This is a genomic window from Nostoc sp. XA010 (assembly GCF_020829625.1).
Classification (GTDB): Bacteria; Cyanobacteriota; Cyanobacteriia; order Cyanobacteriales; family Nostocaceae; genus Nostoc.
Genome location: NZ_JAIVFX010000033.1, coordinates 40,504 through 54,738, shown reverse-complemented (window position 1 = coordinate 54,738; position 14,235 = coordinate 40,504). Strand labels below are relative to the sequence as shown.

The 14,235-nt window shown below is 44.1% G+C and carries 12 protein-coding genes and 1 pseudogene; 6 read left to right on the top strand and 7 right to left on the bottom strand.

What is annotated here, in order from left to right:
• Nucleotides 1–106: 106 nt before the first annotated feature.
• Nucleotides 107–5,251, bottom strand: a complete 5,145-nt coding sequence (locus tag LC608_RS29450; RefSeq protein WP_229556959.1) for a hypothetical protein — start codon at nt 5,249–5,251, stop codon at nt 107–109.
• Nucleotides 5,221–6,558 carry a P-loop NTPase fold protein gene (locus tag LC608_RS29445; protein WP_229556958.1) on the bottom strand — a complete coding sequence of 446 codons (1,338 nt, stop codon included), beginning with the start codon at nt 6,556–6,558 and terminating at the stop codon, nt 5,221–5,223. Before LC608_RS29445 ends, LC608_RS29450 begins: the two co-directional genes overlap by 31 nt.
• Nucleotides 6,559–6,919: 361 nt before the next feature.
• On the opposite strand from LC608_RS29445, the gene LC608_RS29440 reads away from it, so the two are divergent.
• Nucleotides 6,920–7,165, top strand: a complete 246-nt coding sequence (locus LC608_RS29440; RefSeq protein WP_229556957.1) for a hypothetical protein — start codon at nt 6,920–6,922, stop codon at nt 7,163–7,165.
• Between the two features lie 15 nt (nt 7,166–7,180).
• On the opposite strand, the gene LC608_RS29435 is transcribed toward LC608_RS29440, so the two are convergent.
• Genes LC608_RS29435 through LC608_RS29425 form a run of 3 tightly spaced genes read right to left on the bottom strand, consistent with a single transcriptional unit; the run spans nt 7,181 to nt 8,489 of the window.
• The gene (locus tag LC608_RS29435; protein ID WP_229556956.1) at nt 7,181–8,038 is read right to left on the bottom strand and encodes an SDR family NAD(P)-dependent oxidoreductase; all 858 of its coding nucleotides are present in this window, start codon (nt 8,036–8,038) and stop codon (nt 7,181–7,183) included.
• A 53-nt stretch (nt 8,039–8,091) separates the two neighbouring features.
• Entirely contained in the window at nt 8,092–8,322 is a 231-nt protein-coding gene (locus tag LC608_RS29430; RefSeq protein WP_229556955.1) for a hypothetical protein, read from the bottom strand.
• 29 nt (nt 8,323–8,351) lie between these two features.
• Nucleotides 8,352–8,489 (bottom strand): hypothetical protein, encoded by a 138-nt coding sequence (locus tag LC608_RS29425; protein ID WP_229556954.1) that lies wholly within the window; start codon nt 8,487–8,489, stop codon nt 8,352–8,354.
• A 142-nt stretch (nt 8,490–8,631) separates the two neighbouring features.
• Between LC608_RS29425 and tatC the strand changes: the two genes are divergently transcribed.
• The gene (gene tatC / locus LC608_RS29420) at nt 8,632–9,426 is read left to right on the top strand and encodes a twin-arginine translocase subunit TatC (RefSeq protein WP_229556953.1); all 795 of its coding nucleotides are present in this window, start codon (nt 8,632–8,634) and stop codon (nt 9,424–9,426) included.
• A gap of 53 nt (nt 9,427–9,479) precedes the next feature.
• Here the strand turns inward: tatC and LC608_RS29415 are convergent.
• A pseudogene (locus LC608_RS29415) lies at nt 9,480–10,247 on the bottom strand (DUF4058 family protein).
• 81 nt (nt 10,248–10,328) lie between these two features.
• Nucleotides 10,329–10,637: a DUF3067 family protein gene (locus LC608_RS29410; RefSeq protein ID WP_229556952.1), complete on the bottom strand. Its 309-nt coding sequence runs from the start codon at nt 10,635–10,637 to the stop codon at nt 10,329–10,331.
• A 228-nt stretch (nt 10,638–10,865) separates the two neighbouring features.
• Here LC608_RS29410 and petC point away from each other — a divergent pair, with 228 nt between their 5' ends.
• The 4 genes from petC (at nt 10,866) to LC608_RS29390 (ending at nt 14,233) form a co-directional block, all read left to right on the top strand.
• On the top strand, nt 10,866–11,405 hold the full coding sequence (gene petC / locus LC608_RS29405; protein ID WP_118166992.1) for a cytochrome b6-f complex iron-sulfur subunit: 540 nt from the start codon (nt 10,866–10,868) through the stop codon (nt 11,403–11,405).
• A gap of 323 nt (nt 11,406–11,728) precedes the next feature.
• Nucleotides 11,729–12,730, top strand: a complete 1,002-nt coding sequence (petA, locus tag LC608_RS29400) for a cytochrome f (RefSeq protein ID WP_229556951.1) — start codon at nt 11,729–11,731, stop codon at nt 12,728–12,730.
• Between the two features lie 127 nt (nt 12,731–12,857).
• Nucleotides 12,858–13,925, top strand: coding sequence for an SDR family oxidoreductase (locus LC608_RS29395; protein ID WP_229556950.1), 1,068 nt, complete (start codon nt 12,858–12,860; stop codon nt 13,923–13,925).
• Nucleotides 13,926–13,936: 11 nt separating this feature from the next.
• Nucleotides 13,937–14,233, top strand: coding sequence for a cupin domain-containing protein (locus LC608_RS29390; RefSeq protein WP_229556949.1), 297 nt, complete (start codon nt 13,937–13,939; stop codon nt 14,231–14,233).
• Nucleotides 14,234–14,235: the final 2 nt, after the last annotated feature.

The following is a 14,235-nucleotide window of genomic DNA, read 5'->3' as shown; positions in this document are numbered from 1 at the left end:
TAACTCCAGCATCAAGACCTGCAAGTGTTTGCAGCACTTCTCCCTTACGGTTCCAAAGCTCGACGTTCATTTTAAATTAACGATCTCAATGGGAACAAAATCTCCATCACCTACTAGAACATAAGGCGCGATCGCCTTTCATTACCTTCTGATTAGTTTGCAAATAATCATGTAGCAAATTGCAACCCCGTGCCAACAATTTTTCCAGTTCGATATCTGCCAAATTCTGGAAAATCACTGTGCCATTACCACTACCCGCAGCCAGAGTCTTGCCGTCATTACTAAAACTGACGCTGGTTAACTCTTGCTTATCACCTTTCAAAGCAATCAGTAACGTCCCTTCTCGGTTCCAAATTCTCACTTTGTCATCACTGCTAGCTGCCACAGTTTTACCATCGGGGCTAAAACTCACACTGATAAAACTATCACCATCGCCTGTAAGATTATTTAGCAGATGACCGTCCCGGCTCCAAATCTTCACCGTGTTATCAATACTAGCTGAAGCGATCGCTTCTCCATCAGGCGACCAAGCAACCCCATTTACCCGGCGACTATGACCATTTAAGCTGTATAGCAATTTACCATCTAAATTCCAGATTTTCACGGTTTTGTCATCGCTGGCTGAAGCTAACAACTTACCATCTGGGCTAAAACTTACCCAATTTACCGCATCTTGATGTCCCTGTAAGGTGTTGAGCAGTTTACCGTCTCGACTCCAAAGCTTCACTGTTTTATCTTTACTAGCCGACGCAATTATTTGACCATTCGGCGACCAAGCAACACCCAAGACGGTATCATTATGACCCTGCAAGGTGTTGAGCAGTTTACCGTCACGACTCCAAAGCTTTACCGTTTTATCTTTACTAGCCGAAGCAATTACTTGACCATCGCGGCTGAAACTAACGCCCCAAACTTGACCTTCATGCGCCGTGAATGTACGGAGTAATTTACCGTCTCGACTGAAAAGTTTTATAGTTTTGTCTCGACTTGCTGCTGCTAAGGTGCGATCGTCTGGGCTAAAACTGATGCTAGTTACCCAGTCATTGTTATCGGCTTTGGGCTTTCGCTCTAACACATCGTCCAAATGCCAAAGTTTAATAGTTTTGTCACGGCTTGCAGAAGCCAAGGTGCGACCGTCTGGGCTGAAACTGACGCTATTCACCCAATTATTATGCCCCTTCAGGGTTGCCAGCAAGACACCCTCAGAACTCCAAAGTTTGATTGTCTCATCGGTACTTGCAGAAGCGTAGGGGTAGCCCGCCGTAGGCATGGCTTTCCCATCACGGCTAAAACTGACGCTGGTAACTCCAGCACTATGCCCCGATAAGGTTCGCAGTAGCTTACCCTCCAGATTCCACAGTTTGATTGTCTGGTCTAAACTAGCAGAAGCAATAGTTTTCCCATCGGGCGACCAAGCTACACTTAAGATTGCATCATCATGTAAAAGCAAGGTTTTAAGCAGCTTACCATCCCGATTCCACAATTTCACCGTCTTGTCAGCACTCCCGGAAGCAATGGTTTGTCCATCAGGTGACCAAGCGACGCTTAAAACTGCACCATTATGTCCCTCTAAGGTTTTGAGCAGTTTACCATCCCGACTCCACAGTTTCACCGTCTTGTCGCTACTCGCCGAAGCAATAATCTGACCATCTGGACTAAAACTGGCATTATTCACGACACCTTGATGCCCTAATAAAGTAGCAAGCAGTTGACCCTCTCGACTCCAAAGTTTTACCATCTTATCTTGACTGGCGGAAGCAACGATTTGGCTATCTGGGCTGAAACTGACGCTATTAACTACATCTTCATGTCCCGATAACGTTTTGACCAAGCTACCATCGGGATGCCAAAGTTTGATTGTAGTATCCGCACTGGCTGAGGCAATTAAAGAGCGATCGAGGCTAAATGTAACACTATTTACCCCAGATAGATGCCCGTCAAAACGGTTATATTCTCTTAACCCGGAAACTGCTTGATATAGTGCCGTCTGTACTTGCTCTCTGGTATTGGAATCTACCCAGACTGTTTGTTGTAATTTTCTCCCTGCTTTTAAACCTTCTTTTAAAGCATCAATACCTTTTTGCGATGCAAATAATGCTTCACTAGATGCACTGAGGGTTTTAATTTCGCTATCTACTGCTGTGACGATGGAAACACTTAATCCCAATATGGCGAGAACAGAAGCAGTAAGTGCAATTTTCAATGAACGATTTAATTGAGCTTCACTCAGCCTTTGCTTCTTTTGACTTTCTGCGAGTTTAGCTGTTAATTCTTTTTCTTTGAGTTCAGCTCGTAATTGCTCAATTTCCAACTGACTTAATTCTTCGCGCTTGTGTAACTCCCGCAATTCTGTTAATAAATTCAAACCCTGTTGGGGATGAGGATCTACTAATTGCGATCGCTGCTCATTTTGGCTAAGTTCGCTCTTAAGCCGCTCAATCTCACCTTGACTCTGTTCTACTTTGTAGCGCAGCTGGTTAAGTTGTACCTGTAAGCTCGATTCTTGTTGTTGCAAGTAGCGAATCAAGTCTACTAGATAATCGTGAATCAGTTGATAGCGTTCTGGTACATCAGGGAATAGTACCACTAAACCAGAGCTAACTAAAATTTCTAATACTAACTCTAATTTACTAACATCTTCTAATTCTGCTAGCTGCGCCGCTAACTCAGCACGAGTTTTAAAAGGTCGGTTGTTACTTTCATCTGTTAATAAGTATAAGACGAGTAACGCGGCTCGTTCATTTTCTGGGCCGCAGTCTTTAATCAGTTCCTTGAGATATCGCTCGATGAGTTTGTTGGGTCTATATGGCTGATATTCTTCTAGTGTAGTAATTCGCTCATCTTGAATTTGCGCTCCTACAACTTGCAATTCAATGGGGCGGACTTCTCCAAATCCTGTGGATAAATCTTCGATTAAGGCATCAATTAAAGCAGGCTCTAAATTAAACTGCGATCGCTCTGTCAATTTTCGGATAATTGCTTTAGCATATTCTGGCGAAAAATTATTTAACTGGTAGCGAATATGCTTGTCGAGAATATTATTATTAATCGCTTCTAGTGCAGAAACATGTTTAAAGTCTAATAAGCGGTGTAAATAATCTTCTCGTAAAGAAAGAATAACTTTAACAAAGGGTATATTCAGGCAGTCGCTAATAAATTTATCAAATTCTTGCTTTTGATTGCGATCGCTATAACCAAAGAAAAATTCTTCAAACTGGTCAAAAATTAAAACTGTTATCAGATGGTTATCAGCATTTTCTTTTAGTTGTTGTAAAATTTCAAAGATGGTGATGGGTGTGTCAGAGTAGGGGAAAGCTTCCGCTTCAATAGCTGCTTCTGGCATGATGTCAGCATAGATGGCAAGGGATGCGTCATTAGACATCGCCTCACTTAAAGATTTTCCTAATTCCCGTGCCCAATCTGTGTAAACTTGCAGCACCACAGGTACAGCTATTTGATCGCCAATAGCTCGATTTTGCAGTGCTGGAACTAACCCCGCAGTTACAATAGAACTCTTACCTACCCCTGATTGACCGTGAATCACCGTCAATTTTCGATCGGCGCGGCTAATTCTCCCAATTAAGTTATTAATATCACGCTCTCGGCCAGAAGCCGCAATTTCTAAAGCAACGCTGCTACTCCCAGAAGGTGACATCAATGCTGGGTTTGTCGCCTGTCTTTGCGGTTGCAAGCGTCCCGCACCGATGAAAGCCCGAAAACCATACTGCTGCTCAACAGAACGCCGTTTCTGCCGAATGTAATATGCTTCCAAATATCGCCCTTCTTCAAAGTAGAGCGATCGCAGTGTCCGCAAGAAGCGAATATAACGATGGGCATCGTATTGATGGGCACTGCTTTCTAAGGCTGCGGGTAGTTCTTTTGTCGCTTTGTCTAAGTATTCACGAGCTACTTCTAACTCACCTAAATTTCGCTGTGCTTTCGCTAAAACTAAATAGTAAATTTGCCCCAACAGTAACGGAAATAAGCAGTTATAAGGGTCATTGTGCTTTTGCGCCTCACCTAATTTCAGCAGTGATACATGTGCTAATATACTCGCCTGTACCCACCGCGACTGCTGCACAGCCACTTGCGCGAGAAAACCATAGTCACAAGCTAATTGGATTTGACTACCATAAGTTTGATGCAACTCTAGAGACTTTTGAGCAACCGTCTGCAATTCTTGCCACTCTTGCAGATATTGCAAAACTTCCGCGAGTTGACTAATAAATCCAGCAACTATGTCTGGACGACCAGCCACCTGTAAGATAGTCAAGCACTGCTGAAAATAAGATTTAGCTGTGTACCAATGACGGCGGTTTTCTGTTTGATTTTGCTCTGCTAAACGGCAATAAGACAGCCCAATATAAAACAACAAGATTCCCTGCCGCAAAAGTAGGGGAGATGGACGATTAGGAGGCGTAGGCGAAGAAAATGCCTCCCCTGCTCCTCCTGCTCCTTCATCCCCTTCCTTCGCCAACTGCTGCCAAACTTGCAAGCTTTGCTGAAAATGGTTTAAAGCTGGATTAATGCGATCGCTAATATAATCATCTAGACCAAAAACAAATTCTAAACTTGCGTGTAATTCTGGCTCTAAGGTAATACCACGATTGTACAACTCTCTAATGGCAAAGTGGAGTTCATAGCTATGTTCCCAGACTTGCTCCACAGTGAAAAAATTCTTGGCAACTTGAGGAGGTTGGTGTTGTGCAGAATCGCTTGGTAACACCGTCGCAAATAAAGAGTCAGTTTCTTGTTGCAAAAATTGCAGCAATGATTCAGTTGTCATCTCAAACCGAATCGGTGTCGCCGCCCAACTTGCAAAATCTGGTGCTAAACGCACAACCTTTTGCAACACTTCCTCATTCATCCACACAATTAGAGGAAATGGGTGGCGTTTGCGAAATTCATCCCGAATATGATTGATCGAGCTAAGTAAATCATCAAGTCCATCTACCGACTCTAAACCCAAAATCATCAACGCCGATGGCGGATTATCTTGGTTTAGCAGTTGTAAATGAATACTTGTGTAAAGACTTCTAGCATTATGCGACAGAACAACCTTTTGAATTCGGTGTACTCCTGAAGAGAGTTCTTCGAGTCGTTGCAGCATTCGCTCTTGCAAAACTCGATAATTACAGCACACCAAAACCAGGGAGAATTGACCGCTAGAAAGGGTAATTGCTCTCCCCAAACTTCGTAGAGCCAACTCGTTTGCTGCTCTTATATCTGCTTGTGGGTGTCCTTCAACCATGATTTAAATTTTTCCGTCTCTGCTAAAACTGGGTTGACGGCAAACCAAGCTCCCTGATGATCGCGGTATTCAAATACAAATAAACTTCGCAAGAGAGCGTGGTATTGTATATCACCTCTAACTCTCTGCTGTTGCACCACCTGAAAGATTAATTCCCACTCATGAGGATCGATAGCGTTGGCTCGGTAATCCCGTTGTCTTTGAATCACCAATTCGACACAATCCCGCTCAAAGGGTGGATCTTGTTCTCGCAGACAGTCAAACAGTAACCCTAGCAAGTCGCGTACATGACCACCACTAATCAGGCACAATCGATCTAAGGTTTCCCGACTATCAAACACCTCTGTAATTAAGCCTAACCGATCGCTAGGCAGAATGTCTGGAAAAGCTCTAGCTAGCACCATTTGCTGCATCATTGCTAGCCCTTGGGTGAAAATCTCCCCAGACCGCAAACGTACAGGTATCATCGGTAACATTTTTGGTGCGACTCCTCCCCCTAAACGATGCTGAAGTTCGGCGCTATCGTTGGAGAAAGTTAGGGCTAAGGGAATAGTGTAGACTACATGACAATTTAATTTGCGTAACTGTTCACCCCGCTCAATAAATAAGTATTCTGGTAGTGATCGCCCCGATGGTAAAGGTCGAATTGCGACTCTATCCAAGTTATCAACAATGACTACCAGTCCTTTTTTACCCCTGGTTTTCAGTTCTTTAGTGGCACGTTCTAGTAATTCTTGATTAATTGATTGTAAAATATTTGCTGTTCGCGGTTCTAGATAATCTCTTAACCGCCGCCGCAATTGGGGGCTTTCTTTCGTTTTAGCTGTAATTTTGGCAATTCCCACAGATAATTCTGCTTCTACCCCAAGGTCAATTGGCGTTTGCAAAAAATCCACAAGTTCACCAAACAACTTGGTAAAGTAGATTGGTTTGAGCCTAATTTTCATTGCTTCTAGGCTTTGACTCACCTGGCCTGCGATCGCTAACAAAATATCAGTCACATCCACATCTGCCATTTCTAAGACATGGGTAGATTCAAAGTAAACTACATGAAATTGCTCCACTTCCAACTCAGCTTTCAGCCGCAACAACTCTGTTGATTTTCCACAACCGAGATGTCCTGTAAATAGTTGACAGGTTGGAGCATCGGGCGATATTCTAGCGATCGTGCGCTGCAAAGCCTCGATAATTTTGCCACCCCGCACCGCAGCAAAATCGATATAGTATCTGCGATCGCTGGCATTTCCTATGATTAGAGGTCTGCTCGGATTGCAAGCCTGATAAAATCTTTCTAAATCTAGGAGCATAACTAATCGAGTTCACTCAGGGATAGGGATCACAAAATCTACTGACTAATATTGGTTTTAGGGAATTAAACCTTTAATTGTAAGTACAGTAAGTACATCTCACCTAAACTACTAACTAAACTAGCAGCATTCAGGATAATTGTTCATATATAAGTTATGTGTAGCACATCGCAATGCTGATATTTGATTTTAACTAAGCAGAAATACTAGTATAAGTACAAATAGCAAAAAATCCTTATCTTAAATAAGGTACTCTTATGAATATTAAAAATATCCAACACAAAAAAAGGTACTGTTAAGTACAATTTTCTAGTGTTTTTGAATATAGAGCTTTGTTACAGCAATTTTGAACTTAATCTCGTTGCTAAATCATGATTTTGTTAATGAAACAGATCCTTTTGTTAATGAAACAGATCCTTTTGTTAATGAAACAGATCCTTTTGTTAATGAAACAGATCCTTTTGTTAATGAAACAGATCCTTTTGTTAATGAAACAGATCCTTTTGTTGATGAAAACCATGATTTTGTTGATGAAAACCATGATTTTGCTGATGAAAATCATGATTTTAGCAACAACAGCTTTTGCATTCAGGGTAACGACCTCTGAAAAACGGGAAGTAATCTACAAACCCATTGAGTATAAAATAACGCGATCGTGCAGCTTGTCGGGCAAAATATGCTTCAGCACAGATCCAATTTTGGCATCTAGTCCAACAAGATAGCGTGTCTTGGGTTGCTTTGCAGTGAGCGCATGGACAACAGCCTGAGCCACAAGATCCGCAGAAATTCCCCTAGATGCGATAATCTGCATTTTCTCACGGACAATATTCATCGCCTGACCGTAGAGATTTTGTGCTGTTTGAGATAGATCGTGCTGTGCTATTTCAGATTGATTTAGGGACTTTTCCCAGATTGGGGTAGCGATGGAACCAGGTTCAATAATTGAAACCGAGATTCCCCAAGGGCGTAACTCCATCCGCATTACATCATTGAGTGCAACGAGCGCAAATTTGGAAGCATTGTAAGCACCCAGGAACGGCGCAGGGCTTCTACCAGAAATGGAACCCATATTGACAATTCGACCCCGATCTTGGCGTAATAGACCAAGAAATGCTTGTGTCACTGCTAATTGTCCGGTGACATTAACCTGCATTTGGTGTTGAAATTCTGCGATCGCTAATAATTCTAAGGGGCCAGGGACAGCAATTCCGGCATTATTCACTAAACCTAAAATTCCAGCCCCACCGACTGCATTTGTTACCTGATCAACAGCAGCTGCGATCGATTCAGCGTCAGTAACATCTAAAAAAATCGGAATAAGCCTTTGTGACCCTTTCTCTTTAAGTGTTTGAGCATCAATATCTTGACGCACACCAGCAAAAACAGAGAAGCCTAACTGGTCTAAAAGCAAAGCACACGCCTGACCAATTCCTGTTGATGCTCCTGTCACCACTACTGCGCGTTGATTTCCTGCAACCATTAACTCTCTCCGTATTATGATGAAATTACTGAAATTCTAAATTAGAATTAGTATCAATCTCTGCAAGTACCAGCGCGAAGACAATCTTCGGTTTGGTCATCTCTAGCCGATATTTGCCACGGAAGTTTATCGAACTGAGAATTTGTGCTGTAAACGACTAGAGCAGTTATTATGGGAAGCTGGTCTTCGACAATTGACACGTCAATATTATGAGTATTGCCTAATTGAGCATTGTATAAATAAAGAGGCAATGCCATCAGTCCAATGCAAATTGTCCGATTCATAAAACCTCAGCTAAAAATTTCCGATTACGCTATGTATAGATACCACCTTGATGAACCGGATTTCCAAACTGAGTATTGTTATGATGTTGTGTCAATTTACTCAGCGCTACTAGCCGCAGAGACGTAACTTCTAAATTAGCGGTTCCACCCTTTTTTAGGTTAGGCATTGCCTACAAGATGGCTTACTACTAATTTATGCAGACGCAACCCGAAAAAACAGGACAAAAAACCTACAGCACTGAAAAACATATCTTGCTAGCTCCATTCCCCAGATAAAATAGTTAACAAATGTTGCCTACTAGCTGACTCATGACGCCTTCACAAGACGTAGATACTGTAAACGTTGCCAACCTCGACCCCGAAGAATATGGCAACTCAGACACCGATCCTCTGGACGAGTTGCCAGGTGAAGTTGAAATGTCTCTTTTCGACCACCTAGAAGAGTTGCGGCAGCGCATTTTCTATTCTCTGATTGCCGTAGCGGTGGGTATTATTGGCTGTTTCTTTGCCGTTAAACCGATTGTCCAGCTACTTGAGGTTCCCGCACAAGGAGTAAAATTTCTCCAACTTGCACCCGGAGAGTATTTCTTTGTCTCCGTCAAAGTTGCAGCCTACACTGGTATCATACTTACTAGTCCTTTCATTCTTTACCAAATTATCCAATTTGTGCTTCCAGGACTGACTCGCCGTGAACGCCGGATAGTGGGGCCTGTGGTTTTGGGTTCAAGTGTGCTGTTTGGAGCGGGGTTAGTATTTGCCTATTTACTGCTGATTCCCGCAGCTTTGAATTTTTTCATCAGCTACGGAGCAGATGTAGTTGAACAAATTTGGTCAATTGATAAATATTTTGAATTTGTGCTGCTACTGTTATTCAGCACTGGTTTAGCATTTCAAATTCCGATTATCCAACTGTTGCTCGGTAATTTGAACATTGTCTCATCTCAACGAATGGTTTCTGGTTGGCGTTACGTGATTATGGGAGCAGTGGTTTTAGGAGCCGTGCTTACACCTTCTACTGACCCCTTAACTCAAAGTCTTTTAGCGGGAGCAGTTTTAGGGCTTTATTTTGGTGGTGTTGGACTGGTGAAGCTCACAGGTAAATAACATAGGGAATAGGTGACAGGTGACAGGGAATAGGTAAAATTATTAACTAATTACTAATTATTCCTTAACCCTTGTTCGCGTAAGAGGGTATCAGACCATAAAGCATCTTCTGGTTTTAGGGGTGGTACTGGTTCTTTATTATAATCAATTGCTAAGTAATATCTGGCACGATTGTATATACCATGCAATAAAGATTGCAAATTTACAATCGCTTCTGTATCTTCTGACTGTAACGGTAATGGAAATACGGGAATCGTTTATCTGACACTAAATCCGTATAATTTAGCTTGAGGACGTGTTTCACTTCTGCTAACAATAATTTGATAATCTGTTACAGGCACTTCCCCTAAAATTGACATGGCTTTTCCACTTCTGAGTAAATCAATTTCGACTAAGTGAGAAAGACTAGCTAAAACTTGTTTGCGTTTCAGTTCATAGGCTTTTCTCCCTTCGCCTGGGCGTTTATTTTTAGGAGATAAAACTTCGATAGATGTCACCACAAAACCTGTAGAAACTTCTCGAATTTCTAAGTAATTCTCCGTAATATGTTCAGGTAACGGTATCATCACCGTAATGCCTTCTGACGTTTCTTTTTGGGTACTAGTTGATGAGTATTGCTGCGGTGATTTGTGTTGAGAAAAAATAGAAACATCAGGTATACCAACTAATACAGAATCTGAGTCATCACTTAAATAAGTACGTTGTTCAATTGCAACTCGATACTGTGGGGGAATATTTTCTTCAATAGTATCTGCTATAGCTGTAATGAATCGATGATGTAATTCTGACCAAAACACAGGATTTTCTAAATAAGGATTCATTCCGGGAAATGGAGAATTCATAGTTTTACTATCCTGAAATGACGGATTAAAATAATTCTAAATTAAGGAAGAAAAACTTGGTCATAATATCCATTCCGAAGAACGTTCACCCAAATCTAGAGGGATGCTAACAGCCTTGCCGAGCCGGGGGCGATCGCGTGTTTGGGTAATAAATGTTTGTACTTGTGTTGACCCACCCAAGGCATGAAGATAATTAGCAATAGTGTCAAGATGCTCTTGGTACTCCGTCTCGCTCAAGGGAAAAGAAGCTTGCTCCAAGTATTTCCACATGACTTGCAAAAATATCTTTCCCTGCGCCCGTCGAAACTGGACATCATAAGAATATCCCCACTTATCAAGCAATATCTGACGTAATTCCTGTCCTGTCATAGCTTTTCTCAATCAGATTTTACATTTAGTTATGATGTTAAGTTCCGTGACTCCAGTATGATAAGGATATAAAGAAATGTAATGCTAACAGAAAAGATGCTTTTTATATCTTGGAACAAAGAAGTATGGCATCGTTGTGAGCGCTAGCATTTCGACTTAGACAAAAGTTCCTCAAGTACAGTACTTTTGTCAAAATGCTTAACAAAATACACAAAGAGCGCGGAGATTATGGCTCAATTTTCTGAATCAGCAGACGTGCCCGATATGGGGCGTCGTCAGTTCATGAATCTGCTCACTTTTGGGACTGTCACTGGAGTGGCTCTGGGTGCATTGTATCCCGTTGTCAACTACTTTATTCCACCCGCAACAGGTGGTGCTGGTGGCGGTGTAACGGCAAAAGACGAGCTAGGTAACGATGTTAGCGTCGCTAAATTTCTAGAAAACCGGAATGCAGGCGATCGCAACCTAGTCCAAGGGCTAAAGGGAGATCCTACCTATATTGTGGTAGACAGCAAAGAAGCGATCAAAGATTATGGCATTAACGCCATCTGCACCCACTTAGGTTGTGTAGTCCCCTGGAACATTGCAGAGAACAAGTTTAAGTGTCCTTGTCATGGTTCCCAGTATGACGAAACTGGTAAGGTTGTTCGCGGCCCAGCGCCCCTGTCTTTACCTTTGGCTCATACCAATGTAAAAGACGACAAAATCGTTTTGACCCCTTGGACTGAAACCGACTTCCGCACCGGCGATGCAGCTTGGTGGGCTTAATAATTTTGTCCTTAGTCCTTAGTCATTCGTCCTCTCTTACAAAGTTCTGTTCGCCGGAAGCCGGCGCACCCTGCGGGAAGCCCTTCGGGTGACGCTCCTAACGTCGCTAACGCTGCGCTAACAGCAGTCGCTCATGGGGGAAACCCCCAGACGCTCGCGGACTCGCTAACGCTGCGCTATCGCCTTTGGCGTCTCCCTTTGGGAGAAGACCGCGCTGCTTCACCGCAGAAGCGTCTACAGACTTTGCGCTTTGTTCAGGGCTTAATGACTAATGACTAATGACCAATGACTAATGACTAATTCAATCGTTGCCCTTATTAGAGATGAGAAATGTTTTCTTAAGAGCGAGGTTAACTCGCAGCGCTAGAGCGATCGTCAAAACATTGCTCATAGCGATCGCTACTGTGACATTTTACTTCACCAGCGATCTAGCCCTTCCCCAATCAGCTGCCGCCTATCCCTTTTGGGCACAGCAAACCTATCCCGAAACCCCCCGCGAACCAACAGGACGGATTGTTTGTGCCAACTGTCACCTAGCAGCCAAGCCGACAGAAGTGGAAGTTCCCCAATCGGTGCTACCTGACACTGTATTCAAAGCTGTGGTGAAAATTCCCTACGATCTTAGCGCCCAGCAAGTTGGTGCCGATGGTTCTAAGGTTGGCTTGAATGTCGGTGCTGTACTGATGCTACCTGAAGGCTTTAAGATTGCTCCCGAAGATCGTCTTTCTGAAGAACTTAAAGAAGAAGTTGGCGACACTCCCTTCCAACCCTACAGCGAAGACAAAGAAAACGTCGTCATCGTCGGCCCCTTACCAGGTGAACAGTATCAGGAAATCGTCTTCCCTGTTCTTTCTCCCAACCCCGCAACCGACAAAAACATCCACTTCGGTAAATATTCAGTTCACCTGGGTGCTAACCGGGGACGCGGACAAGTTTATCCCACTGGCGAAAAGAGCAACAACACTGTTTACAACGCTTCCGCTACTGGCACAATTACCAAAATTGCCAAAGAGGAAGATGGAGACGGTAATGTTAAATATCTAGTCAACATCCAACCTGAATCTGGTGATGTTGTCGTTGATACGATTCCTTTAGGCCCAGAACTGGTTGTTTCCGAAGGGCAAGCAGTTAAGACTGGTGAAGCTTTGACCAGCAACCCCAATGTCGGTGGATTCGGTCAAGCAGATGGAGAAATCGTACTTCAAGATGCCTCTAGAGTTAAATGGATGATTGCGTTCATCGCTCTTGTAATGTTAGCTCAAGTTATGCTTGTGCTGAAGAAGAAGCAGGTTGAGAAAGTTCAAGCTGCTGAGATGAATTTCTAAATTATTTGCGAAATCATTACTTCTAGGACAGGCAAGATGCCTGTCTTTTTTATATGTTAGTTACACGAAGCCTGGAAATTTGGGGCTTAGGATTGTTATAGAAAATTTCCTTACTGGTAGACAGGATATGGATGGGACAGCCTTAGTTGTGGGCGCGAGCGGCATCATCGGCAGCAATCTTGCGAAAGAACTGATCGCGAATGGATGGACGACCTATGGGTTGGCCCGAAATCTTAAAAAAGGGGTGGAAGGGTTACGCCCTGTTGCTGCCGATCTGCTCGATCTAGGCAGCCTGAAAACTGCGCTGTCAGACATCGCCCCGACGCACATCTTCATCACGACGTGGATGCGTAATGCGACCGAGGCTGAGAATGTCAGAGTCAACGGCACGATGGTTCGCAATCTACTGGATGTTCTGTCACCGAAGGACTCAGTGCAGCACGTCGCCCTCGTCACCGGCCTCAAGCACTATCTCGGGCCATTCGATGCATACGCCAGAGGCGGATCGCTGCCAGAAACTCCATTGCGCGAGGAGCAGCCCCGGCTCGACGTCGAAAATTTCTATTATGCTCAGGAAGATGAGGTCTATGCCGCCGCAGCCCGTGACGGTTTCACCTGGACCATTCATCGCCCTCACACTGTCATTGGAAAGGCGGTCGGCAATTTGATGAACCTCGGCACGACGCTGGCCGTGTATGCCGCGATCTGCAAGGAAACTGGGCGCCCGTTTCGCTGGCCAGGTTCTGAAGCGCAGTGGAAGGGCATCTCCGACATGACCGACGCGCGGGTGCTGGCGAAGCACCTAGTCTGGGCGGCGAAGACCGAAGCGGCCCACAACGAGGCGTTTAACGTCGTCAATGGCGACATCTTCCGCTGGATATGGTTGTGGGGGCGGGTGGCTGACTGGTTCGGCATCGATCCCATCGGCTTCGACGGCACAACCCACCCGCTCGAAGCCGAAATGGCGAATGAAGGTGCTGTCTGGCGCGAGATCGCAAAGCAGCATGACCTCGCCGAGCCGGATCTGAGCCGTCTGTCGTCTGCATGGCACACCGATCTCGATCTTGGGCGTCCGATTGAGGTTATGACCGACATGTCGAAGAGCCGCAAACTCGGCTTCTCCATATACCAGAAAACGGACGAGTCGTTTTTTGACCTGTTCGAGCAACTACGCGCAGATCGGTTGATTCCGTAGAACCTCGGTGGATGGCACTGGTAGCGTTTTATGGGTGCCGAACGACAGGAACTCGGACTAAGCAGCGATGTCTACGACGGGCTACGCCTACACACCAATTTTTCTTTATCTTATCTGGAAAGGCAACCTTAGAAATCGATGGTTCCCGCCAAATGCTTTCTCAACACGAAGGTGTGGAAGTTCCGCCTAATGTTCCTCATCAGATGCTCAATCAAAGCAATTGCAATCTGGAATTCCTGGTGATTTCTCAGCCTCCCAGTCATGGCGACAGGTTTTTGAGCGATATTATTGAATCTAGCCCTAGTTGAGT

What these genes read in the sequence shown, in the direction of transcription:
- LC608_RS29450 (WP_229556959.1), bottom strand. Translation starts at nt 5,251, where the DNA reads ATGGTTGAAGGACACCCACAAGCAGATATAAGAGCAGCAAACGAGTTG.
- LC608_RS29445 (WP_229556958.1), bottom strand. Translation starts at nt 6,558, where the DNA reads ATGCTCCTAGATTTAGAAAGATTTTATCAGGCTTGCAATCCGAGCAGA.
- LC608_RS29435 (WP_229556956.1), bottom strand. Translation starts at nt 8,038, where the DNA reads ATGGTTGCAGGAAATCAACGCGCAGTAGTGGTGACAGGAGCATCAACA.
- LC608_RS29430 (WP_229556955.1), bottom strand. Translation starts at nt 8,322, where the DNA reads ATGAATCGGACAATTTGCATTGGACTGATGGCATTGCCTCTTTATTTA.
- LC608_RS29425 (WP_229556954.1), bottom strand. Translation starts at nt 8,489, where the DNA reads ATGCCTAACCTAAAAAAGGGTGGAACCGCTAATTTAGAAGTTACGTCT.
- tatC (WP_229556953.1), top strand. Translation starts at nt 8,632, where the DNA reads ATGACGCCTTCACAAGACGTAGATACTGTAAACGTTGCCAACCTCGAC.
- LC608_RS29410 (WP_229556952.1), bottom strand. Translation starts at nt 10,637, where the DNA reads ATGACAGGACAGGAATTACGTCAGATATTGCTTGATAAGTGGGGATAT.
- petC (WP_118166992.1), top strand. Translation starts at nt 10,866, where the DNA reads ATGGCTCAATTTTCTGAATCAGCAGACGTGCCCGATATGGGGCGTCGT.
- petA (WP_229556951.1), top strand. Translation starts at nt 11,729, where the DNA reads ATGAGAAATGTTTTCTTAAGAGCGAGGTTAACTCGCAGCGCTAGAGCG.
- LC608_RS29395 (WP_229556950.1), top strand. Translation starts at nt 12,858, where the DNA reads ATGGATGGGACAGCCTTAGTTGTGGGCGCGAGCGGCATCATCGGCAGC.
- LC608_RS29390 (WP_229556949.1), top strand. Translation starts at nt 13,937, where the DNA reads ATGGCACTGGTAGCGTTTTATGGGTGCCGAACGACAGGAACTCGGACT.